Below are 20,260 nucleotides of genomic sequence, written 5' to 3'. Positions count from 1 at the left end.
TGTACAGCCGGCCGGAGAAGTTGATCTTCATCCCGTGGGTCAGGTGCCCGCCGTGCGCCAGGTTCAGCCCCATGATGGTGTCCCCGGGCCGGATCAGGGCGTGCATCACCGAAGCGTTCGCCTGCGCACCCGAGTGCGGCTGCACGTTCGCGTACCCGGCACCGAACAGGGCCTTGACCCGGTCGATCGCGAGCTGCTCGATCACGTCAACATGCTCGCAGCCGCCGTAGTAACGCTTGCCCGGGTAGCCCTCGGCGTACTTGTTCGTCAGCACCGAACCCTGCGCCTGCATCACAGCCCTCGCGGTGTGGTTCTCCGAGGCGATCATCTCCAAACCGTCACGCTGCCGGCTGAGTTCGGCGTCGATCTTCGCGGCGATCTCCGGATCCAGCACGGACAGGTCCGCGTCCAGACTCCGGGAAACGACCTGCTCAAACGCCAGCGTCTGTGTGCCCGCGGCCGCCAATGCGCCGCTCACAGTTCGCCGCCGTTCTTGGACGCGTACTCCTGCGCCGAGAGCAGCGGGCCGTCCGATTCGGCGGCCACTTTGAAGAGCCAGCCGGCACCGTACGGGTCGCTGTTGATCAGGGAGGGGTCGTCGACGACGGCGGGGTTGGTTTCGGTGACCTCGCCCGTGACGGGGGCGTACAGGTCCGAGACGGACTTGGTCGATTCGACTTCGCCGCAGGTCTCCCCCGCGGTCACCGTGGCGCCGATCTCGGGCAGGTCCACGTAGACGATGTCGCCCAGCGCGTCGGTGGCGACGGCCGAGATGCCGATGGACACAACGTTCCCGGCCTCCCGCGCAACCCACTCGTGCTCGTCGGAGTACTGCAGTTCAGGGGCAACTTTTGCCATGTGTTTTTCCTAAGTCTTGGAGTGGTCGTTGGTGCTAAATCAATTGTGGCCGGGTTATGCGGCCGGAAACCGAATTCCTCCGCGTGCTCGGTCGCGAAGGCGCCCGCTGGGCGGACGCGACGCTCCCTTAGACGCACGCTTCCGGAATTCGCTCCCCTGCCGCTATCAAAAAAAATTCAGTTTTCGGGGCCAACAGTTTTCGGGGCCAGCCGTTTTCCCGGAAGAAACAGCGGCCTTTCGATATCTTCCAGAGCCGGGCTACTTCTTGGCTTCAAGGGTGTCATCAAGCTCAACCCCCAATGATCGAGCTTGGAACAACCCAGAGCCGCGGTAGGCGGCACCTCCCCCAGCACTTTTGGCTTTCGAAGGCGCCGGTTCCCGATGGTCCGGATGTGGCGTGATGTCTCCAAGGTGACGTACCCCCGAGGGGCTGGCCGGGCTGGGTTTTCGGAAGCGTGCGTCTAAGCGAGCGACCGCCGTCAGGGTTCCCTAACCGAGCTTGCGAGGTTAGGGGGACGGCGGGTCAAGCGAGCGAGCACGCGTGAAAACTCAGTCGGACAGCCCCGGTGCCGGCCACAAGACAGACACCGGGACAGGCCGCGGCAGACTACTTTTGGCGCTTGTAGAAAGGCATAGCGACAACTTCGAAGGGTTCGGCCTTGCCGCGGAGGTCGATGTCCAGTGCCGTGCCGGGCTCGGTGAATTCGACGTCCACATAGGCCATCGCGACCGGGTAGCCGAGGCTCGGGCTGGGCTGGCCGGAGGTGACTTCGCCGACGACGTTGCCGTCCTTGAGGACCGGGTAGTGGCCGCGGCCGGCCCGGCGCCCGAGGCCCTTGAGCCCGACGAGCCTGCGGCCCGTCGTGGCGCCGGCGCCGGTTTCCTTCTTGGCGGCCAAGGCGGCCTTGCCGATAAAGTCGCCTTCCTTGGACAGGGCGACGACGGGGCCCAGGCCGGCGGCGAACGGATCGCCTTCGAGGGAGAGTTCGTTGCCGTAAAGCGGCATGCCGGCCTCGAGACGGAGCGAATCGCGGGACGCGAGCCCGGCGGGGGTCAGCTCGCCGTCCTCGGCGATGGCGACGAGCGCCTGCCAAAGGGCGGCGGCGTCGTCGTTCGCGACGAAGATCTCGAAGCCGTCTTCACCGGTGTAGCCCGTGCGGGCCAGCAGGAGGTCCTGGCTGGCGCCGCCGAACATGAACGGGACGTCCACGGCGGCGTAGTACTTCAGGCCGGTGACGAGCTCGTGCTGCGCAGCGGGGACAAGGCGCAGCAGGATCTCCTGGGCCTTGGGTCCCTGCACGGCGATCAGCGAGATCTCGGCGGACGCGTCACGGACGGTGACGTCGAACCCGCCGTCCTTTCCGGAACCGGCCCGTTCAGCGAGGGCCTCGGCGACTACCTTGGCGTTGCCGGCGTTGGGGACCACGAGGAACTTCTGGTCGCCGCGGCGGTAGGTGATGAGGTCGTCGATGATGCCGCCGTCCTCGTTGCAGATCAGCGAGTACTTGGCCTTGCCAATGGCCATCGCGGAGATCTTGCCGACGAGGGCGTAGTCCAGGAAGGCTGCGGCGTCGGGGCCGGTGACCCAGACTTCGCCCATGTGGGAGAGGTCGAACAGTCCCGCGGACTTGCGAACGGCATGGTGTTCGGCAAGTTCGGAGCTGTACTTCAGCGGCATCTGCCAGCCGCCGAAGTCCGTGAAGGAGGCGCCGAGCTTCTTGTGTTCTTCGTAAAGTGCCGTGTAATTCTCAGTCATCGTTGGCTGTCCTTAGTTGGCGGAATCGGAGTTGGCGGAATCATCGGAGTGGTCTTCGAAGGCTTCGAGGGGAGGGCAGGAGCAGATCAGGTTGCGGTCCCCGGCTGCTCCGTCGATCCGGCCGACGGGCGGGAAGTACTTGTCCTGCTTGAGCGTGTGGACCGGGAAGACGGCCTGTTCGCGCGGGTACTCGCGGGTCCAGTCGGTGCTGATCACGGCAGCGGCGGTGTGCGGGGCGTTGCGCAGCGGGCTGTGCTCCACGGTGAATTCGCCGTTGGCCACTTGGTCGATCTCGGCGCGGATGGCGACCATGGCCGTGATGAAGCGGTCGATCTCGCCCAGGTCCTCGGATTCGGTGGGCTCCACCATGAGGGTGCCGGCCACCGGGAACGCCAGGGTGGGGGCATGGAAGCCGTAGTCGATCAGGCGCTTGGCCACGTCCTCGGCGGTCACTCCGGTCTTGGCCGTGAGTTCGCGCAGGTCCAGGATGCATTCGTGGGCCACCAGGCCACCTTCGCCGGTGTAGAGCACCGGGAAGGAGTCGTTGAGGCGGGCCGCGATATAGTTCGCCGCGAGCAGCGCGGACTTGGTCGCCTCGGTGAGGCCCCGGCCCCCCATGAGCTTCACGTACGCCCAGGAGATCGGCAGCACACCTGCCGAGCCGTAGCGGGAGGCGGAGATCGGGGTGCCGTCGGCGCCGTTGGCCGGATCAGCCGCGTTGCCGGGCATGAACGGTGCCAGGTGGGCCTTGGCCGCGACCGGGCCGACGCCCGGTCCGCCGCCGCCGTGCGGGATGCAGAAGGTCTTGTGCAGGTTCAGGTGCGAGACGTCGCCGCCGAACATGCCCGGCTGGGCCAGACCGACCAGGGCGTTGAGGTTGGCGCCGTCGATGTAGACCTGGCCGCCGGCGGCGTGGATCGCGTCGCAGACCTCGCAGACATCGGCGTCGTACACCCCGTGCGTGGACGGGTAGGTGATCATGATGCAGGACAGCGCGTCCTTGTGCAGCTCGATCTTGGCGGTCAGGTCCGCGTGGTCGATCGTGCCGTCCGAAGCCGTGGCCACGACCACGACCTTCATGCCGGCCAGCACGGCCGAGGCCGCGTTCGTGCCGTGCGCGGAGGCCGGGATCAGGCAGACGGTGCGCTGGGCATCGCCGCGGGAGAGATGGTAGCCGCGGATCGCCAGCAGGCCCGCGAGCTCGCCCTGGGAACCGGCGTTGGGCTGGATCGAGACCTGGTCGTAGCCCGTGATCTCGGTCAGCTGGCCTTCGAGGTCCTCGATCAGTTCACGCCAGCCGGCGGTCTGGGATTCCGGGGCGAAGGGGTGGATGGAAGCGAACTCCGGCCAGGAGATGGCCTCCATCTCGGCCGTGGCGTTCAGCTTCATGGTGCACGAACCCAGCGGGATCATGGTCCGGTCCAGGGCCAGGTCGCGGTCCGAGAGGCGGCGGATATAGCGCAGCAACTGGGTCTCGGAACGGTGCGTGTTGAACACCGGGTGCTGCAGGAAGTCGGAGGTGCGCTCGACGGCGGGGTCCAGGCCAAACGCAGTGTCCGTGCCTGCAGCCGCGGCAGTCACGGACGCGCCGAACGCGGCGATGACGTCGGCGACGACTGCCACCGTCGTGGCCTCGTCGGCGGAGATGCCGACGGTGTCGGCGTCGATGGCGCGCAGGTTGACGCCCTTGGCGTCGGCTGCCGCGATGATCTCAGCGGCCCGGCCCGGCACGGAGACGGTGATGGTATCGAAGAAGGAGGTGTGCAGCACGTCCAGGCCGGCGGCCTTCAGGGAGGCGGCGATGGTCTTAGCGTGGACGTGGACCGACTGGGCGATTGCCTTCAGCCCGTCCGGGCCGTGGTAGACGGCGTAGAAGGAAGCCACGATGGCCAGCAGGGCCTGGGCGGTGCAGATGTTGGAGGTGGCCTTCTCGCGGCGGATGTGCTGCTCGCGGGTCTGCAGGGCCAGGCGGTAGGCGGGGACGCCGGCGTTGTCCTTGGAGACACCAACGAGGCGGCCGGGCATGGAGCGCTCGAGCCCCTTCTGAACGGCCATGTAGGCGGCGTGCGGGCCGCCGAAGAACAGCGGCACGCCGAAGCGCTGGGCGGAGCCGACGGCGATGTCAGCGCCCTGCTCGCCCGGGGACGTGATCAGGGTCAGGGAGAGGAGGTCTGCCGCGACGGTGACGAGGGCGCCGCGTTCCTTGGCATCGGCGATCACGGCGGTGTGGTCGAACACGCGGCCGGAGACGCCCGGCTGCTGCAGGACGACGCCGTTGATGACGCCGTCGGGCAGGCCCTTGGAGAGGTCGGCGACCTCGACCTCGAAGCCGAGGGCCTCGGCGCGGCCCTTGACGATCGCGATGGTCTGCGGCAGGCAGTCGGCGTCGAGGACTGTCTTGCCGTCGTGGGCGGTCTTATTCTTGTTGGCCCGGCGCATCATCAGCACGGCCTCGGCCACGGCGGTGGCTTCATCCAGCAGGGAGGCGTTGGCGATCGGCAGGCCGACGAGGTCCTGGACCATAGTCTGGAAGTTCAGCAGCGCCTCGAGCCGGCCCTGTGAGATCTCGGGCTGGTACGGCGTGTACGCGGTGTACCAGGCCGGGGCTTCGAGGACGTTGCGGCGGATCACCGGCGGGGTGAGCGTGTCGTAGTAGCCCTGCCCGATCATCTGCACGGCGGTCTTGTTCTTCGACGCCAGTTTGCGCAGCTCGGCGAGGACTTCGACTTCGCTCAGGGCCGCGGCGAGCGCCAGGTCGGCGTCCTGGCGGATGTCCTTCGGAACGGCGGTGTCCACCAGGGCGTCGACGGTGTCGTAGCCGACAGCCTTCAGCATGGCGTCGACGTCGGCCTGGCGGCGCGCGCCGATATGCCGGTCAACGAAGGACGTGGAGGCTGGGGTAACAGTCACAAGGAACTCCATAACTCAGGCGGCGCAGGGTACGCCACATTGATTCGGGTTCCTCCCCGCTCTGTATTGGACCTGAGAGTTTCCGCGCAGCCTGCGTTTCAGGGCTCCGCTTGCACCGTCGGTGAGCACAGCATGTCCGGGACACGCCTGCTACTTTCCAGAGATGCCTTGCCGCGGCGGTACATGGGCCTGAGAGATTCCTGGGGAGGGTTTGCTCCTACGGCGCCTGCTTGTACCTACTTGCAGGACTCTCCCGCCGCAGATCAAAGGCGTATTTAATTGGGTGTTCAATCGAGGGTGACAACAGTCACAGCTCTCATTGTCCTATGCCGGGCGCGCGTCCGCAAACTCCTTCCCGGCGGCGGACCCACGTTACGGGCCACGAGCCACCCGGCGGCGAATCCGGCGGCGCGAATTCGCCGGAAACGCCCGGAGTCGCCGCAACTTTCCGGCGTACTCGAACGCTTCCGGCGAAGTCGGCGAGGAGTAGGGGGTCGGCGGGCGTAGGGGGTCGGCCGGGGGTGGGGGGTGGGCTTCAGCCGCGCAGGCGCTCGACGGCGGCCAGGAGGCTCTGGACGTCCGCCTCGACTTCCGGCGGCGGCCCGCCGGGACCCCGCGCGAGCATGGCATTGAAGTACAGCCCGTCCCCCATGCACAGGACGGCCTTCGCCATGGCGGGCCCGACGTCGGCCGCCAGCAGTTCCAGCCAGCTCGCCTGGCCGGCGGCGAAGCGGCGGAGGGTTTCCCCGTGCGCCACCTCGGCGAGCCGCGTGGCGGCCACGAAGACCCGGTCCATGGGCGTGTCGGCCCACACCGAGGACTTGATGAAGTACGCCGCCGCCCCTTCCGGGGCTGCCGCCATGGCCGCAACATCCTCAGCCAGAAGCCGGTCCAGCCGTTCCAGCAGGACCGCGATCATCGCCTCTTTAGTCGGGAAATGGTAGAGCAGGCCGCCCTTGGAGACGCCGGCCCGGCGCGCGACGGCGTCCAGCGTCGCGGCGCGTTCACCGACTTCGATGAGCAGGGATTCGAAGGCATCGAGCACGGCCTCGCGGGCGACGGGTTTCCTGGGCATGCCTCCCATCATGCCTGTCCGCCCGCGTATTTCTTAACTATACCGTCCAGACGGTATAGTTATCTTCATGAGCATTCCATCGATCACCGCAGCCACCAGCACTCCTGCGGCCACCGGGCCCCGGGCACCGTGGCGTGACTGGGTGGCGCTGGCCCTGCTGATGTTCCCCGTCCTGCTCGTGGCCGTGGACAACACCGCGCTCACGTTCGCCCTGCCGGCCATCGCCAGCAGCCTGACCGCCTCCGGCGTCGAACTGCTCTGGATCGTCGACGCCTATCCCCTGGTCCTGGCCGGACTCCTGGTCGCGATGGGTTCCCTGGGCGACAGGATCGGCCGGCGCCGGCTGCTGTTCGTGGGCAGCGCGGGCTTCGCCGCGGTGTCGGCCGTGACGGCGTTCGCGCCGAGTGCGGAGTGGCTGATCGCCGGCCGCGCCGGGCTTGGCCTGTTCGGCGCCATGCTCATGCCGTCCACGCTGTCGCTGATCCGGAACATCTTTCCGCAGCCCAACAGGCGCAGGCTGGCGGTGGCGATCTGGGCCGCAGGATTCTCCGGTGGCGCCGCCCTCGGCCCGATTGCCGGCGGCTGGCTGGTGCAACACTTCTGGTGGGGCGCCGTCCTGCTGGTCGCGGTGCCGATCATCCTGCCCCTGCTGCTGCTCGGGCCGGCGCTGATCCCGGAATCCCGCGATCCGAAGCCGGGCCGGGTGGACGTGCCCAGCATTGCCCTGTCCCTGCTGGTCATGGTGCCGGTGGTCTACGGGATCAAGGCCCTTGCCACCCACGGGCCGGCTCCTGAGGCCTTCGCGAGCATCGGAACCGGCCTGCTCATGGGCTATGTGTTCATCCGGCGGCAACGCGCGCTTGCCCGTATCCACAGGTCAGACCACAGCACCGCGCCGATGCTCGACGTCAGCCTGTTTGGCAACCGGATCTTCAGTACGGCCATTGTGGCCAACGTCCTGGCGCTGTTCTCCTTCAACGGCTTCATTCTCTTCCTGGCCCAGCACCTGCAGCTGCTGGAGGGCCAGTCCCCCTCGGCCTCCGGCGTCGCCATGGTCCCGGCCCTCATCGCCACAGTTGTGGCGGGGCTGCTCGTGGTCCCGCTGGTGCGCAAGGTGCGGCCCGGCTTTGTGGTGGCCGGCGGCCTGCTGCTGAGCGCGGCGGGCTATTTCCTGGTGGCCTTCGGCGACCACAGCCAGGGCCCGTCGTTGCTCCTTGCCGCCCTGCTGGTGCTCTGCCTGGGGGTGGGCGCCGCCGAGACGATCTCCAATGACCTGATCCTGGGCGCGGCGCCCGCCGACAAGGCAGGGGCAGCCGCCGCCATCTCCGAGACCGGCTACGAAGTGGGGTCCCTGCTGGGTACGGCGATTCTCGGCTCAATCCTGACGGCCTCCTACCAGGGCAACCTCCGGCTTCCCGCGGGCGTGTCCGAACTCGCCCCGGCGGCGGCCACCAGCCAGGCCGGTGAAACCCTGGCCGGCGCTGTGGATCTGGCACGGATGCTTCCGGCGCCCCTGGCGGAGGCGGTGACGGCGGCCGCGCGCACCGCCTTCGACTCGGGCGTGCACGTCACGGCGTCAATTGCGCTGGTCCTGATGTCCGGGGCCTGCGTCCTGGCCGCCGTCGTCCTGCGGTCGGTGCCGAAGGCCCAATAGGGCTCAGGGGCCGTCGTCAGCGTCACGCCGCCGTCAGCGTGAAGGGGTTCCAGCGCTTAAACACCAGCGTCCGGCGCCGGGAGGATACCCGGCGCCGGACGCTGCTGTTTTGGGGGGCTGGCGGGAGCCGGCCCCTACTTGCTGTCCGGGGTGGTCACGCTGGCCGTGGCCCGCATGGTCTCGGCATTCACCATCCAGGCGTACTGCTCAAACTTGGCGATGAACTCGTGCAGCAGATCCGCGGTGGTGGGATCTTCCTCGTCCACTTCGTCATGGACCTTGCGCATGGTGCCGACTGCCGCCTCCAGCGCGGCGACAATCCGCTCGATGGCGTCCTTCGTGTTGATCAGGCCCTTCGGGAACTCGGCCAGTGCGGTGGACTTGGAAACCGTGGAGCTACGGCCGTCCGGGAGGGCGTGAAGGGCACGCATGCGCTCGGCGAGGTCATCCGCGAATCCCCGGGCGGCGTCGATGATCTCGTCCAGCTGGAGGTGAAGGTCCCTGAAGTTGGTCCCGACGATGTTCCAGTGTGCCTGCTTGCCCTGAACGTGGAGTTCGATCAGGTCCACCAGTACTGCCTGCAGGTTGGTCGTCAATGTGGGTGATGCTTTCATGAATCCTCCTCGATAGAACCGGTGCCGTACGGGCCGCGCATGCCATTGCTGGCACCCCGGCCGATGCTTCCGACGCTACCGCAGCGCGGCGGCGGGCCGCGATGCTTCTGGGAGGAATTTCTCGGTCAGCTTACTAAGTCGGCTTACTAACCGTTTTGGGGCGGTTTATTCGGCCTCGTTGAGGAAGGGCCCACGCGGGAACACGGCCCGTGTGATGCCGCCGGAGGTGGATTCGGACAGCTGGGTGAGGTAGTCGTTGCGCCGCCGCGGGGTAATCCTGGACTGGGGGTGGAACGGCTGCTCGGGGTCGTCGGCGTAGTGGGCGCTCAGGCCGTCTCGCATGAGCCGGATGGCTTCCGAACGCCGCTGGGACACCGCTGCGTGCGTGGATCCGAGTTCCGCGGCCAGGTCTTTGACCGTGCGGTCGCCGAAGTAGATCTCCTCCACCACGTAGCGCATCCGTTCCGGGAGGGATTTCACGGCGGCCCGAAGGTACTGGAGGCGTTCGTCCGCGAGCACAGAGTGTTCCGGGTGAGGGTTTCGGCGGCCAGGGTGCCCACCACGGAGGCTTTTGCCCGAGGCGCTGCCGGTTGACCATGGTCAAGGCGCGGTCAGCCCGGCGCCGTCCGGTGCCGTTGCCCAGCCGGTGCTGCAGGAACCACATGAGGCCAAGCACCGCGCCCAGGGCCACGACTACCCGCAGCCCGAGGATCAGTGTCCGGGTCTTCAGTCCGGACCAGGCTGAGGGGATAGCCGGTGATGGCCGGAAAGTCCCGGGCCTTGCTCAGGATGTATGCCCGGTACTCCGCGCTGAGCTCGACCACTTCGGCGAGGCTTTCGAGCACCACGTAGGCGGCGCCGTCGAGCGTCACCAAGTGCGTATCCGGGCTCTCGTGGATGCGTTCAATGAGGTCCGGATTGACCGCGAAGCGCGTTCCGTTGAGGCGTGTGACGACGACCATGGGCCGATTCTGCTCTGTGAGGGGAAGGGTGTTCTCCTCCGTACTGTCGGCACCCGGGGCCCCTTCGTCAGGCGCCGTCGTCAGGCGGCTTGCCAAGGTGCCGGTGCCCGGGGGCGGCCGGCGCAGCAACATTCCCCGTGCCAAGGCCGCCGCGCGGTATTAGGGTGGGACCTGACGGGGCCACCCGGCCCGCCCCGTTCGGCGCCTGTTCCACCGCAGTTCGTCCAGTGCAGTTGGTCCAGTGCCATGAAACGACGGCCGCCCGCCTCATCAGGAAGGCCAGCCGTGGCGCCATTTCCGGATTTTGAGCAGCCGTTGAACCCGTTTCCCCGCTACGCAGCTATGCGGGACAGTGAACCCGTTTTCCAGGACCCGGACACCGGCGTCTGGCACGTGTTCCGCTACGACGACGTGCAGCGGGTCCTGTCCGAACACGCCACTTTTTCTTCCCGGATGGGCGGGGACAACCCCTCCGAAACGGGCCAGCTCTTCGCCGCCAGCCTGGTCAACACGGACCCGCCGCGGCACCGCCAGTTGCGTTCGCTCGTGACGCAGGCGTTCACGCCGCGGGCAGTCGAAGCGCTCGCCCCGCGCATCTCGGAACTGACCGACGAGTTGCTGGAGCCAGCGGTGGCCGGCGGCGCCACGGACCTGATCGAACAGCTCGCCTATCCGCTTCCGGTGATCGTGATCGCCGAACTCATGGGCATTCCGGCCTCTGACAGGGACCGGTTCAAGCTGTGGTCCGACGTGATCGTGAGCCAGACCCGCCCGGGCGCCGACGATTCCGTCCACACGGCAGCCAACCGGGAAATGGCGGAGTACTTCATGGGCATGATCGAGGAGCGGCGGCACCGGCCGGGCAATGATTTGATCAGCGCGCTCCTCGCGGCCGAGATCGACGGGCAGAAGCTCAGCCCCATCGAGTTGCTGGGATTCTGCAGCCTGTTGCTCGTGGCGGGAAACGAGACCACCACCAACCTGATCGGCAATGCGGTGCTGTGCTTCACCGAATCACCGGGCACGGCGGAACGCCTTGTCGCCGAGCCTGCCCTGCTCCCGCACGCCATCGAAGAGGTGCTGCGCTACCGCTCCCCCGTCCAGTCCATGTACCGGCTCTCAGCCGTCGACACGACCGTGCGAGGCCGCACCATTCCGGCAGGCTCGCCGATCATTGCCTGGATCGGTTCGGCGAACCGCGACGGGGAGCAGTTCCCGAGCCCGGACGAGTTCGACGTCGAACGCTCACCCAACCGTCACCTCGCCTTCGGGCAGGGCATCCATTTCTGTCTGGGGGCGCCCCTGGCGCGGCTGGAGGCCAGGATCGCGCTGGAGGCCGTGCTCTCACGGCTGCCGGGGCTTGCGGTAGACCCCGATGCGCAGTTGGAGCGGATGGAAAGCATGATCGTCTACGGGGCGAAACAGCTTCCCGTGACCTGGCAGGCTGCCTGACGGCGGGCACGGCGTCAGGGGCGGCGATCGTGATCGTCTCCGGTGCCCTCGAGGGCGGCCCCGAACCATGTCGGCAGATGGTGGAGCAGGTCGTCCTGGTCGTCTCCGATCCATGCGACGTGGCCGTCCGGCCGGAGCAGGACCGCGGGCGCGTCCAGTTCCCCGCTGGCGTCCGCGACGTGGTCGACCCGATCCTCCCATCCAGCCACGGAGAGTTCGCCGGTCTGGTCCAGCAGGAGCCCGCGGCCTTTGCGGGTGAGTTCGTAGAGACGGCCCCGCGACAGAGGAATGTCGCGCAGTCGCCTGCCGAGCAGCTCGGGTCCTTCGCCGAAGTCGTAGCGGACCCCGATCGCGGTGATCTTCTCGGCCAGGAAACGGCTGACGTCCTCGAAGTCCATCAGCTCGCTCAGCAGCCGCCGCACGGCCTGCGGGCCGGGCTCGGTGGACAGCAGCTCGCTCTGGGCGCGGGTGATGGTCAGCACGCCTTCGGCGACCGGGTGACGCTCGGCGTAATAACTGTCCAGCAGCCCGTCAGGCGCCCAGCCTTTGACCTCAGCGGCGAGCTTCCAGCCGAGGTTGAAAGCGTCCTGGATGCCGAGGTTCAGTCCCTGCCCTCCCAGCGGCGGGTGGACGTGCGCCGCATCGCCGGCGAGCAGAATTCGGCCCACCCGGTATTGCTCGGCAAGCCGCGTGGCGTCGCTGAAACGGGACAGGGAGCGTGGTGAGTGGACGCCGAAGTCGGTGCCTGCGAACTCCCGCAGCTGCGTCCGGAACTCCTCCAGGGTCGGCGGGACCGAGCGGTCCTCGGCCACGGCCGCCGCGGGCACGACGGCGCGGTACAGGCCGTTTCCGGCGGGGCCTATGCCGAACCCCTTGTGGGTCTTGCGCACCTCCTCGGCCACCTCGGCCAGCTGATCCGGCGCCGCGGTCACCTCCACCTCGCCCAGGAGCCACTCGGTCTTGGCCGGCTCGCCGGGGAAGCCGATGCCGAGCAGTCTGCGCACCAGGCTGCGTCCGCCGTCGCAGCCGACCAGCCAGCGCGAGCGCAGCCGTGTGCCGTCAGCAAGTTCGACGCTCACCGCGTCCTCGTCCTGCTCGACCCATGCCACCTCGCAGCCGCGGCGGATCTGGGCGCCGAGCTCACCGGCGCGCTCGGCCAGCAGGCGATCGGTGACCGGCTGGGGGATGCCAAGGACGTAGCCGTGTGCGGTGTCCAGGTTCACCGGCCGGGGCTTGTCGATCCCGGCGAAGCGACCCACGCCGCCGGGATACCGCTGCCCGTGGGCGAGGAACCGGTCCAGCAGCCCGCGCTGGTCCATGATCTCGATGCTGCGCGGGTGCAGGCCGAGCGAACGGACCGCCTGGCTCGGCTCCGCGTCCCTCTCCAGCACGAGCACGTCCACGTCGTGCAGCCGCAACTCGCTGGCCAGCATCATTCCCGTCGGGCCGCCACCGCTAATGATCACGTCGAAAATATGGAACCCCAATCCCAGAAACTCACTTCCCGGATTGCCCGGCTGCGTCCCGCACCCTGAAATGCGGGGGTGAGCCCGATCAGTACTCGCCCTTGATCACGAAGTAGGAGCCGCGAATAACGCCCGCCAGCTTCGACTTTTGGCGGGCGAACTTGAAGCGCGGCGCCAATTCCTCCGGAACTTCCATGCCGTCGGCAAGTTTGAACCCCACCGCTCTCTTCCCGCCGTCCTCGATGCTGTACATGACGTTGACCGACAGCCCCGACTCGTAAAAAACATAGGCCATCCGCAAACCGTCGACTTCGAAGGCGGTCGCCTCCAGCGGGCGGGAGCCGATCACGATCTCGCGTTCATCCCGGAGGATGCGGCTCACCCGGTCAACCACGTCAGGAACTTCGCTCGCGGGGCTCACGGTGAAGGTGTGGCCGTACTTATTCCGGAAATAGCGGGCCTCGTTGGCGCGCAACCCGGCGAGGGCCTCGGAGACGGGGGATGATTCCAAGCCGGCGGTAGAAACGGTCTCAAAGTCAACGATGTACGGCATGTGCCCTCCTGGACAGACGTGTTGGGACCAATGCTAACGCGACGACGTGCTGCCGGACGTCGGAACGCAGGCGCCCCTTTGCCGCCCCTGCGGGCACGATGCGCCGGATGGAAGTCAGGTTGCTGCTCCCAGGCATCGCGGATCTGGACGGTCTTACCCGGCACGGGGGCGTCGATCGCCTTGCCGTTGCCCAGATAGATGGAAATGTGGTTGCCGCCGAAGCTCACCAAGAGGTCTCCGGGTTTCGCTTCGGCGAGGGACGCCACATGGCCCCGATCGTTCTGAACCGCGCCACCGGGCACTGCACGCAGCGGGTGCTCGACGGCCGGGACTTCCCGCTCCGGGCCGAGCTCAACTCGCTCTAGCCGACCCGCCCGGCAAGGCGCGCAGCCCTGCCTTGCGACCGGCTTCACCAGCCTCACCAGAAATGGGCCACGTCCACCACGAACCGGGACCCGGTGCCCGGCCCGGGCAGGGCCAGGACCCGGAACGGCAGCCGGGCGCGGACCCCCAGGCCAATGGTCGAATAGCCCTCGAAGCTGCCCGCCCACGCCACCTGCCGGAAGGTCTGGTAGCCGGTCACGTCAGCCAATTCACTCTTGTTCGCCGGGTTGTAGGTGGGATTGCCGGCGTCGTCATATGCGGGTGCATTGACCGTGAGCTGAATGAAGGCCTGGCCCCGCAACGGGACCGGCAGGCCGGACCCGTCCTGCACCACCGCGGGTACGTAGCGGACGCTGTAGCCGGCCACGGGGCCGTTGAGGTCAATGACCAGCCGGTCAAAGCAGTAGTGCTGACCGGTGCGGACGTTCACCACTTTGGCTTGGCTCATGGCCGGATCCATTTTGCTCAGCGACCCCCAGGCCAGTCCGCAGTACGGGTCCGCGGCGGCGGGCGCCGGCGCAAGAATCCCGAGCGCGGCGGCCATCAGAACAGCCGCGAGCAACGCGTTGACCTTTTTCAACTGGATCTTCTTCAACTGGGTCTTCTTCAAGGCCGCCACCCCCTGGTGCTGCCTGACCCTTGGGCTGGCGGAACAGTCAGCGCAGGCCAGACGCTTTCAGCGTAGGCGGGCCCGGCCCGGCGGGCGAGGTTCTCCGCAGTTTCGGCGCCCAACCGTTAGCGTGGCCCGTTGCTGGTCACGGACGGATTGCACGGACCCTGTTCGTGAAGGTCGTTCACGAACAGATAACACCGTCAGCGGCAGGCATGGCCGGGAACGGCGAAGCGCCGGCACCCTCGCGGGTCCGGCGCTTCGTACGGCCTGGCTGTTGCCGGAAGGTTTTAGCCTTCGCAGTCGCGGCAGTACTTCATGCCGTTCTTCTCAAGGGCCACCTGGGACCTGTGACGGACCAGGAAGCACGAGGAGCAGGTGAATTCATCGGACTGCTCCGGAACAACAATGACCGTCAACTCTTCGCCGGACAGATCCGCACCGGGAAGATCGATGCCTTCAGCGGTGTCGTTCTCATCGACGTCGATCACAGCGGTCTGCGCGCCGCCGCCGCGGGACGCCTGAAGGGCCTCCAGCGACTCAGCGGGAGATTCTTCTTCTGTCTTGCGTGGGGCGTCGTAATCGGTAGCCATATCGGGGTTCACTTTCGTTGCTGCGCAGCGCCATTTCAGGCACCTCAGTGAAGCAGTTTAGGACATTATGCATGGAGTAGAGCAATAGTGTGGCCTATCAGACAGAATGAGTCGGACGGGCCCTGGAAACCTGGGCAGCGGCCCCCGGGCGGGGCCCCTCCGCGCGGTGGTCGGGCCATTCGAGTGCGGCATTTCAGTCGACCGGCCAGACCACGAGCGTCTGCCACTTCGCTGGATCGGGTTCGACGCCGGGATCGGTGAGGTAGTACTCCCACATTGCTGCTCCCGGGCTCGCGCCGTCCTGCCGCATCCGCGCCATGATCGCGCCGTAAGTACGCTGCAGTGATTCGTAGGGACCGATGTGCATCGCCTCGTAGGCCTGGCCTGCGGGGAGGGTGCCGGCGACAACCGCCGTTTCCGCGCCACTGGGGTTCGTGAAAGGCGCGGCGAGGGGGAACCCCGCTTCCACGTCGACGACGTCGGTCGGCATGCCGCGGTACAGCGCGAACGGGGGTCCGGCCAACTGGACATGCTGCTCCTGCACCGCACCCATGACGGCGGCGAAGGCACGGCCGAAAAAATCCCGCAACGCAGTCATCGGGACTGTCTCATGCACCACCGCCGTGGGCTGTTCCTTGAGTTGGGCGGCCCTGATGTCCGGGGCCGGCCCCGGGTTCGTTTGAGTCATACCCCAGACTCTGCCGGGACTAATCCACGGTCTAGGGCCTTACGGCCCGCGCCCCCAGGGGAGGTCCGCGCCGTGGTCCAGTAGCGGTCCGGCGCCCGGGGACGGCGCGGGTTCCACCCCGAATAAATAAATGAACTTTATTCATATTAGGCCTTGCCCCGTGCGGCCATCACCCTCAAACTAAATGAACAACGTTCATTAATGTGACGCCCGTCTCACTGGAGTAGCCATGATCGAAATCACGTCCCTCGACACCCCGCCCTCCCTCGCCCGCACGCTGCCCTCCGGCCGGCCGGCACTGCGGATCGGCGTCGTGCAGCACCGCTGGCATCCTGACGCCGCGGGCCTGCACGCCGAACTGGACGAAGGCATCGGGCGCGCCGCCCGGCTGGGAGCCACCGTCGTCTTCCTCCCCGAGCTCACGCTGTCCCGCTACCCCGCGGACACGCTTCCCGAAAATGACGCCGCCCGCGGCGGGACCATGCGCCCGCGGCCCTCGGACATCGCCGAGGACCTGTTCACGGGCCCCACGTTCCGGTTCGCGGCGGACGCGGCCCGGAGGCACGGCACCTGCGTCCACGCTTCGCTGTACCAGAAGGCGGAGAACCCGGACGGCACAGACGACGGCCTGGGCCTGAACACCGCCATCCTGGTGTCTCCCGGGGGCGAACTCCTGGCCCGCACCCACAAGCTCCATATTCCCGTCACGGCAGGCTACTACGAGGACAAATTCTTCCGCCAGGGCCCGGACGGCGACGATGCCTACGAGGTCCACTCCCCCGCCGAACTCGGCGGCGCACGCTTGGGCATGCCCACCTGCTGGGACGAGTGGTTCCCGGAGCTGGCACGGATCTACTCCCTCGGCGGCGCGGAACTCCTGGTCTACCCCACAGCCATCGGCTCCGAGCCCGACCACCCCGACTTCGACACCCAGCCGTTGTGGCAGCAGGTCATCGTGGGCAACGGCATCGCTAACGGGCTGTTCATGGTGGCCCCCAACCGCTGGGGCAGCGAAGGCACGCTGAACTTCTACGGTTCCTCCTTCATCTCCGATCCCTACGGCCGGATCCTCGCCCAGGCACCGCGGGACGAATCCGCGGTGCTCGTCGCGGACCTCGACCTCGACCAGCGCCGGGACTGGCTCACGCTTTTCCCCTTCCTGGCCACCCGACGCCCGGACACGTACGGGCGGCTGACCAAACCGGTACGCCCCGACGCCCCGATCGGCGCCGACACCAGCAAGGCCACCGCATGACCGCGTGGCGGATGCCGTCCGAAACGGCGCCCCAGGACCGTGTCTGGATGGCGTTCCCCACCGGCGGCTACACCCTGGGCGAAACAGCGGCAGAAGCCCACGCCGCCCGCTCCGTCTGGGCCGCCGTCGCGAACGCCGTCGTGGAATTCGAACCGGTCACCATGCTGGTGGCGCCGGCAGATGTGCAGACCGCGGCGGCCTACCTCCACCCGGATATCGAGGTGGTCCCCGCCGCGCTGAACGACGCCTGGATGCGGGACATCGGCCCCACGTTCGTCCTCGACGACGGCGGCCGGCTCGGCGCCGTCGACTGGGTCTTCAACGGCTGGGGCGGCCAGGACTGGGCCGCCTGGGACAAGGACGCGCTCGTGGCGTCGGCCGTCGCGGCCCTCTCGGGGGCCAGCCACCTTGTCTCGCCGCTGGTGAACGAGGGCGGCGGCATCCACGTCGACGGCGAAGGCACGGTCCTCGTCACCGAGACGGTCCAGCTCGATCCGGGCCGCAATCCCGGGCTCAGCAAGGCCGACGTCGAAGCCGAGCTGGGCCGGACCCTGGGCGTGAGCCACGTCGTCTGGCTTCCCCGCGGCCTGACCCGGGATTCGGAACGGTTCGGCACGCGCGGCCACGTCGACATCGTTGCGGCCATCCCGTCCCCGGGCACCGTGCTGGTCCATTCCCAGCAGAACCCGGCACACCCCGACTTCGAGGTGTGCCGGGACATCATCAGCCACCTCGCCACCACCCGGGACGCGGCCGGCCGCGAATGGAACATCATCGAGGTCCCGGCCCCGGAAACCCTGACGGATGAGGAGGGGTTCGTCGACTACAGCTACATCAACCACCTGGTGGTCAACGGCGGCGTCATCGCCTGCACCTTCGACGACCCGATGGACGAAAAAGCCTTGCGCATCCTTGGCGACGCCTACCCCGGCCGCCGGGTAGTCGGCATCGACGCCCGCGAGCTTTTCGCCCGCGGCGGCGGCATCCACTGCATCACCCAACAGCAACCATCCGTCCCCCAGAAAAAGGGTCAGCAATGAGTCAGACTATCGGCCGCGAAGACGGCACCATCACGCACGACGTCGTCGATCCGGCCGGTTCCAAGCACGGCATCTCGGGCAAGGGGCTCAAGGGCGGCCAGCTGGGCCTGCTCGCCGTCGTCGTCCTCGGCATCTCCTCCGTGGCACCCGCCTACAGCCTGACCAGTTCGCTGGGACCCGCCGTCGGCGCCGTGGGCCTGCAGCTGCCGGCGATCTTCATTGTCGCGTTCATCCCAATGATCCTGGTGGCGTTCGCCTACCGTGAGCTCAACGCCGATTCACCGGACAGCGGCACCACCTTCACGTGGGCCACGAAGGCGTTCGGCCCGTTCGTCGGCTGGCTGGGCGGCTGGGGTCTGCTGGCCGCCAACATCATCGTCCTGTCCAACTTGGCCGGCGTCGCGGTGGACTTCTTCTACCTCTTCCTGGCCCAGGTGTTCAATAACCCGGACCTCGCGGACCTAACCTCCAACACAGCCGTAAACATCGTGACGTGCCTTGTGTTCGTGGCACTGGCCGTCTGGGTCAGCTACCGCGGCCTGCACGCCACCAAGCTGGTGCAGTACACCATGGTCGGATTCCAGGTCCTCGTCCTGGGCATCTTCGTCGTCATGGCACTCACCCACGCCGCCTCGGGCGACTCGGGCACTGCGATCGCCTTCAGCTGGGACTGGTTCAACCCGATGAAGATCGGCAGCTTCGAGCAGTTCGCCGCCGGCATGTCACTGGCCGTCTTCGTCTACTGGGGCTGGGACGTCTGCCTCACCGTCAACGAGGAAACCAAGGGCGGCAAGGGTACCGCCGGCCGGGCAGGAACCACGACGGCGGTCGCCGTCCTGGCCCTATACCTCGTCGCGATCGTGGCCACCATGATGGTTGCCGGCACCGGAACCGACGGCATCGGCCTGAACAACCCGGACAACCAGTCGAATATCTTTGCGGCACTGGCTTCCCCCGTCATGGGCCCGCTGGCCATCCTGATGTCCCTGGCCGTGCTCTCCGGCACCGCGTCGTCCCTGCAGTCCACCATGGCCTCACCCGCCCGCAGCCTGCTGGCGATGGGCCACTACGGGGCGCTGCCGCCGCGCTTCGCATCCGTCAGCAAGCGGTTTGGGTCCCCCGGTTTCGCAACGGTGATTGCCGGTGTGATCTCCGGCGGCTTCTACGCCGTCATGAAGGTGGTCAGCGAGAACGTCCTCAATGACACCATCATGGCCCTGGGCCTGATGATCTGCTTCTACTACGGCCTCACTGCCTTCGCCTGCACCTGGTACTTCCGGCACAGCCTGTTCTCCAGCGTCCGCAACTTCTTCATGCGGCTGCTGTTCCCGGTCCTGGGCGGCCTGGTCCTCACCGTGGTCTTCTTCCAGACCGCCGTGGACAGCTGGGCACCGGAATTCGGCAGCGGCTCGGAGGTCTTCGGCGTGGGCCTGGTGTTCATTCTGGGGATCGGCATCCTCGCCCTCGGCGTCGTGATCATGCTGGTCGCCGCGAAACTGCATCCGGGCTTCTTCCGGGGCGAGACCATCCGGAAGGACACCCCCGCCCTGGTGGTTCCGGAGTAGCCTCCCAGCAAGGACCCGCCGGCCCGGGTGAGCTCGGAGCCGGCGGGTTTTTGCGTGCGTCCGTGTCCCGCATAGCTGCCAGGCATGTTGAGGAACATCTCCCCGTGCTAGATTCACGCTGTCTGCATTTCCGCGGGCTCTAGCGCAGCCTGTTCCGGGCGCGGCAATTTGGGGGAAATTTTTATGCTGCTATTCGACCGCGTCCGGTCTCTATCAATTCCGTTGTTCCTCGTTGTGGTCATGATGCTTTCCCTGACACCGCTTGCCCCCGCCTCCGCCGCGCCGGATATGACGACGGCGGTCAGTGCAGCGTCCGCCGCGCCGTTGACGACCGCCCCCGTGCCGACGGTCACGGGCACAAGAAAGGTCGGCTACACCCTGACCGCGGTCCCGGGCACGTGGGGTCCGGCACCCGTCACTCTGACGTACCAGTGGAAGGCGAACGGCGTCGTCATCATTGGCGCGACCGCCGCCACCTACAAACTGGCCGCGGCGCAGGCCGGCAAGGCCCTCACCGTCACCGTCACCGGAACCAAGACCGGCTACACCACCGCCGCGAAGACCTCGACCCCCACCGCAGCCATCGCGGCCGGCTCGCTCGGGCCGGCCCCGGTGCCGACGATCACCGGCGTCACAAAAGTCGGCTACACCCTGACCGCAGTCCCGGGCACGTGGGGTCCGGCTCCCGTCATCCTGAAGTACCAGTGGAAGGCGAACGGCGTCGTCATCATTGGCGCGACCGCCGCCACCTACAAACTGGCCGCGGCGCAGGCCGGCAAGGCCCTCACCGTCACCGTCACCGGAACCAAGACCGGCTACACCACC

At 67.4% G+C, this 20,260-nt stretch carries 19 protein-coding genes, 2 pseudogenes and 2 riboswitches; of the genes and pseudogenes, 7 read left to right on the top strand and 14 right to left on the bottom strand.

Annotated features, from left to right (window positions below):
• The 5 genes and pseudogenes from ARTB_RS21055 to ARTB_RS21035 form a co-directional block, all read right to left on the bottom strand.
• Window positions 1–478, bottom strand: a pseudogene (locus ARTB_RS21055) (serine hydroxymethyltransferase); the annotation flags it as partial.
• On the bottom strand, window positions 475–858 hold the full coding sequence (gene gcvH, locus ARTB_RS21050) for a glycine cleavage system protein GcvH (RefSeq protein ID WP_028278255.1): 384 nt from the start codon (window positions 856–858) through the stop codon (window positions 475–477). The pseudogene ARTB_RS21055 and the gene gcvH, both read right to left, overlap by 4 nt.
• A gap of 607 nt (window positions 859–1,465) precedes the next feature.
• On the bottom strand, window positions 1,466–2,614 hold the full coding sequence (gene gcvT, locus ARTB_RS21045; protein ID WP_243182233.1) for a glycine cleavage system aminomethyltransferase GcvT: 1,149 nt from the start codon (window positions 2,612–2,614) through the stop codon (window positions 1,466–1,468).
• Window positions 2,615–2,626: 12 nt separating this feature from the next.
• Complete coding sequence (gcvP, locus tag ARTB_RS21040) at window positions 2,627–5,536, bottom strand: aminomethyl-transferring glycine dehydrogenase (protein ID WP_243182232.1); 2,910 nt, start codon at window positions 5,534–5,536, stop codon at window positions 2,627–2,629.
• A 39-nt stretch (window positions 5,537–5,575) separates the two neighbouring features.
• Window positions 5,576–5,690, bottom strand: a riboswitch (glycine riboswitch).
• Window position 5,691: 1 nt separating this feature from the next.
• A riboswitch (glycine riboswitch) is annotated at window positions 5,692–5,790 on the bottom strand.
• A 269-nt stretch (window positions 5,791–6,059) separates the two neighbouring features.
• On the bottom strand, window positions 6,060–6,599 hold the full coding sequence (locus tag ARTB_RS21035; RefSeq protein ID WP_243182231.1) for a TetR/AcrR family transcriptional regulator: 540 nt from the start codon (window positions 6,597–6,599) through the stop codon (window positions 6,060–6,062).
• Window positions 6,600–6,666: 67 nt separating this feature from the next.
• On the opposite strand from ARTB_RS21035, the gene ARTB_RS21030 reads away from it, so the two are divergent.
• Window positions 6,667–8,253 (top strand): MFS transporter, encoded by a 1,587-nt coding sequence (locus ARTB_RS21030; RefSeq protein WP_243182230.1) that lies wholly within the window; start codon window positions 6,667–6,669, stop codon window positions 8,251–8,253.
• 134 nt (window positions 8,254–8,387) lie between these two features.
• Here the strand turns inward: ARTB_RS21030 and ARTB_RS21025 are convergent, their stop codons facing one another.
• The 3 genes from ARTB_RS21025 to ARTB_RS21015 all read right to left on the bottom strand — a co-directional run bounded on the left by ARTB_RS21025 (window position 8,388) and on the right by ARTB_RS21015 (window position 9,829).
• The gene (locus tag ARTB_RS21025) at window positions 8,388–8,867 is read right to left on the bottom strand and encodes a Dps family protein (RefSeq protein WP_028275324.1); all 480 of its coding nucleotides are present in this window, start codon (window positions 8,865–8,867) and stop codon (window positions 8,388–8,390) included.
• Between the two features lie 165 nt (window positions 8,868–9,032).
• On the bottom strand, window positions 9,033–9,386 hold the full coding sequence (locus ARTB_RS21020; protein ID WP_243182229.1) for a sigma factor-like helix-turn-helix DNA-binding protein: 354 nt from the start codon (window positions 9,384–9,386) through the stop codon (window positions 9,033–9,035).
• A gap of 92 nt (window positions 9,387–9,478) precedes the next feature.
• The gene (locus ARTB_RS21015; RefSeq protein WP_243182228.1) at window positions 9,479–9,829 is read right to left on the bottom strand and encodes a flagellar FlbD family protein; all 351 of its coding nucleotides are present in this window, start codon (window positions 9,827–9,829) and stop codon (window positions 9,479–9,481) included.
• Window positions 9,830–10,114: 285 nt separating this feature from the next.
• Here ARTB_RS21015 and ARTB_RS21010 point away from each other — a divergent pair, with 285 nt between their 5' ends.
• Window positions 10,115–11,281 carry a cytochrome P450 gene (locus ARTB_RS21010; RefSeq protein ID WP_243182227.1) on the top strand — a complete coding sequence of 389 codons (1,167 nt, stop codon included), beginning with the start codon at window positions 10,115–10,117 and terminating at the stop codon, window positions 11,279–11,281.
• Window positions 11,282–11,295: 14 nt separating this feature from the next.
• Here ARTB_RS21010 and rox read toward each other — a convergent pair whose 3' ends face one another.
• The 3 genes from rox to ARTB_RS21895 all read right to left on the bottom strand — a co-directional run bounded on the left by rox (window position 11,296) and on the right by ARTB_RS21895 (window position 13,527).
• Window positions 11,296–12,756 carry a rifampin monooxygenase gene (rox, locus tag ARTB_RS21005; protein WP_243182237.1) on the bottom strand — a complete coding sequence of 487 codons (1,461 nt, stop codon included), beginning with the start codon at window positions 12,754–12,756 and terminating at the stop codon, window positions 11,296–11,298.
• Between the two features lie 79 nt (window positions 12,757–12,835).
• Complete coding sequence (locus ARTB_RS21000; RefSeq protein ID WP_243182226.1) at window positions 12,836–13,258, bottom strand: phage tail protein; 423 nt, start codon at window positions 13,256–13,258, stop codon at window positions 12,836–12,838.
• Complete coding sequence (locus ARTB_RS21895; protein ID WP_243182236.1) at window positions 13,165–13,527, bottom strand: hypothetical protein; 363 nt, start codon at window positions 13,525–13,527, stop codon at window positions 13,165–13,167. Before ARTB_RS21895 ends, ARTB_RS21000 begins: the two co-directional genes overlap by 94 nt.
• Here ARTB_RS21895 and ARTB_RS21825 point away from each other — a divergent pair.
• Window positions 13,408–13,665 carry a hypothetical protein gene (locus tag ARTB_RS21825; RefSeq protein WP_243182238.1) on the top strand — a complete coding sequence of 86 codons (258 nt, stop codon included), beginning with the start codon at window positions 13,408–13,410 and terminating at the stop codon, window positions 13,663–13,665. The genes ARTB_RS21895 and ARTB_RS21825 overlap by 120 nt on opposite strands.
• A 53-nt stretch (window positions 13,666–13,718) precedes the next feature.
• On the opposite strand, the gene ARTB_RS20985 is transcribed toward ARTB_RS21825, so the two are convergent.
• The 3 genes from ARTB_RS20985 to ARTB_RS20975 all read right to left on the bottom strand — a co-directional run bounded on the left by ARTB_RS20985 (window position 13,719) and on the right by ARTB_RS20975 (window position 15,575).
• Window positions 13,719–14,228 carry an AMIN-like domain-containing (lipo)protein gene (locus ARTB_RS20985; protein ID WP_243182235.1) on the bottom strand — a complete coding sequence of 170 codons (510 nt, stop codon included), beginning with the start codon at window positions 14,226–14,228 and terminating at the stop codon, window positions 13,719–13,721.
• Between the two features lie 356 nt (window positions 14,229–14,584).
• Entirely contained in the window at window positions 14,585–14,887 is a 303-nt protein-coding gene (locus ARTB_RS20980; protein WP_018775830.1) for a DUF4193 domain-containing protein, read from the bottom strand.
• Between the two features lie 193 nt (window positions 14,888–15,080).
• Window positions 15,081–15,575, bottom strand: a complete 495-nt coding sequence (locus tag ARTB_RS20975; RefSeq protein WP_279294500.1) for a GyrI-like domain-containing protein — start codon at window positions 15,573–15,575, stop codon at window positions 15,081–15,083.
• Between the two features lie 229 nt (window positions 15,576–15,804).
• Between ARTB_RS20975 and ARTB_RS20970 the strand changes: the two genes are divergently transcribed.
• The 4 genes and pseudogenes from ARTB_RS20970 to ARTB_RS20955 all read left to right on the top strand — a co-directional run.
• Window positions 15,805–16,830: a nitrilase-related carbon-nitrogen hydrolase gene (locus tag ARTB_RS20970; protein ID WP_243182225.1), complete on the top strand. Its 1,026-nt coding sequence runs from the start codon at window positions 15,805–15,807 to the stop codon at window positions 16,828–16,830.
• Window positions 16,827–17,870, top strand: a complete 1,044-nt coding sequence (locus ARTB_RS20965; protein ID WP_243182224.1) for an agmatine deiminase family protein — start codon at window positions 16,827–16,829, stop codon at window positions 17,868–17,870. The genes ARTB_RS20970 and ARTB_RS20965 overlap by 4 nt, the downstream gene beginning before the upstream one ends.
• Entirely contained in the window at window positions 17,867–19,435 is a 1,569-nt protein-coding gene (locus ARTB_RS20960) for an APC family permease (RefSeq protein WP_243182223.1), read from the top strand. The genes ARTB_RS20965 and ARTB_RS20960 overlap by 4 nt, the downstream gene beginning before the upstream one ends.
• Window positions 19,436–19,618: 183 nt before the next feature.
• A pseudogene (locus ARTB_RS20955) lies at window positions 19,619–20,260 on the top strand (carboxypeptidase regulatory-like domain-containing protein); the annotation flags it as partial.

Origin of the sequence: Arthrobacter humicola, from assembly GCF_022803015.1 — a bacterium.
GTDB lineage: Bacteria > Actinomycetota > Actinomycetes > Actinomycetales > Micrococcaceae > Arthrobacter > Arthrobacter humicola_A.
The sequence above is the reverse complement of the archived record's forward strand: the minus strand, read 5'-3'. Positions and strand labels throughout refer to the sequence as shown.

Coding starts and splice junctions, on each gene's coding strand:
- gcvH (WP_028278255.1), bottom strand. CDS start 858: ATGGCAAAAGTTGCCCCTGAACTGCAGTACTCCGACGAGCACGAGTGG.
- gcvT (WP_243182233.1), bottom strand. CDS start 2,614: ATGACTGAGAATTACACGGCACTTTACGAAGAACACAAGAAGCTCGGC.
- gcvP (WP_243182232.1), bottom strand. CDS start 5,536: ATGGAGTTCCTTGTGACTGTTACCCCAGCCTCCACGTCCTTCGTTGAC.
- ARTB_RS21035 (WP_243182231.1), bottom strand. CDS start 6,599: ATGCCCAGGAAACCCGTCGCCCGCGAGGCCGTGCTCGATGCCTTCGAA.
- ARTB_RS21030 (WP_243182230.1), top strand. CDS start 6,667: ATGAGCATTCCATCGATCACCGCAGCCACCAGCACTCCTGCGGCCACC.
- ARTB_RS21025 (WP_028275324.1), bottom strand. CDS start 8,867: ATGAAAGCATCACCCACATTGACGACCAACCTGCAGGCAGTACTGGTG.
- ARTB_RS21015 (WP_243182228.1), bottom strand. CDS start 9,829: ATGGTCGTCGTCACACGCCTCAACGGAACGCGCTTCGCGGTCAATCCG.
- ARTB_RS21825 (WP_243182238.1), top strand. CDS start 13,408: ATGGAAGTCAGGTTGCTGCTCCCAGGCATCGCGGATCTGGACGGTCTT.
- ARTB_RS20985 (WP_243182235.1), bottom strand. CDS start 14,228: ATGGCCGCCGCGCTCGGGATTCTTGCGCCGGCGCCCGCCGCCGCGGAC.
- ARTB_RS20980 (WP_018775830.1), bottom strand. CDS start 14,887: ATGGCTACCGATTACGACGCCCCACGCAAGACAGAAGAAGAATCTCCC.
- ARTB_RS20975 (WP_279294500.1), bottom strand. CDS start 15,575: ATGACTCAAACGAACCCGGGGCCGGCCCCGGACATCAGGGCCGCCCAA.
- ARTB_RS20970 (WP_243182225.1), top strand. CDS start 15,805: ATGATCGAAATCACGTCCCTCGACACCCCGCCCTCCCTCGCCCGCACG.
- ARTB_RS20965 (WP_243182224.1), top strand. CDS start 16,827: ATGACCGCGTGGCGGATGCCGTCCGAAACGGCGCCCCAGGACCGTGTC.
- ARTB_RS20960 (WP_243182223.1), top strand. CDS start 17,867: ATGAGTCAGACTATCGGCCGCGAAGACGGCACCATCACGCACGACGTC.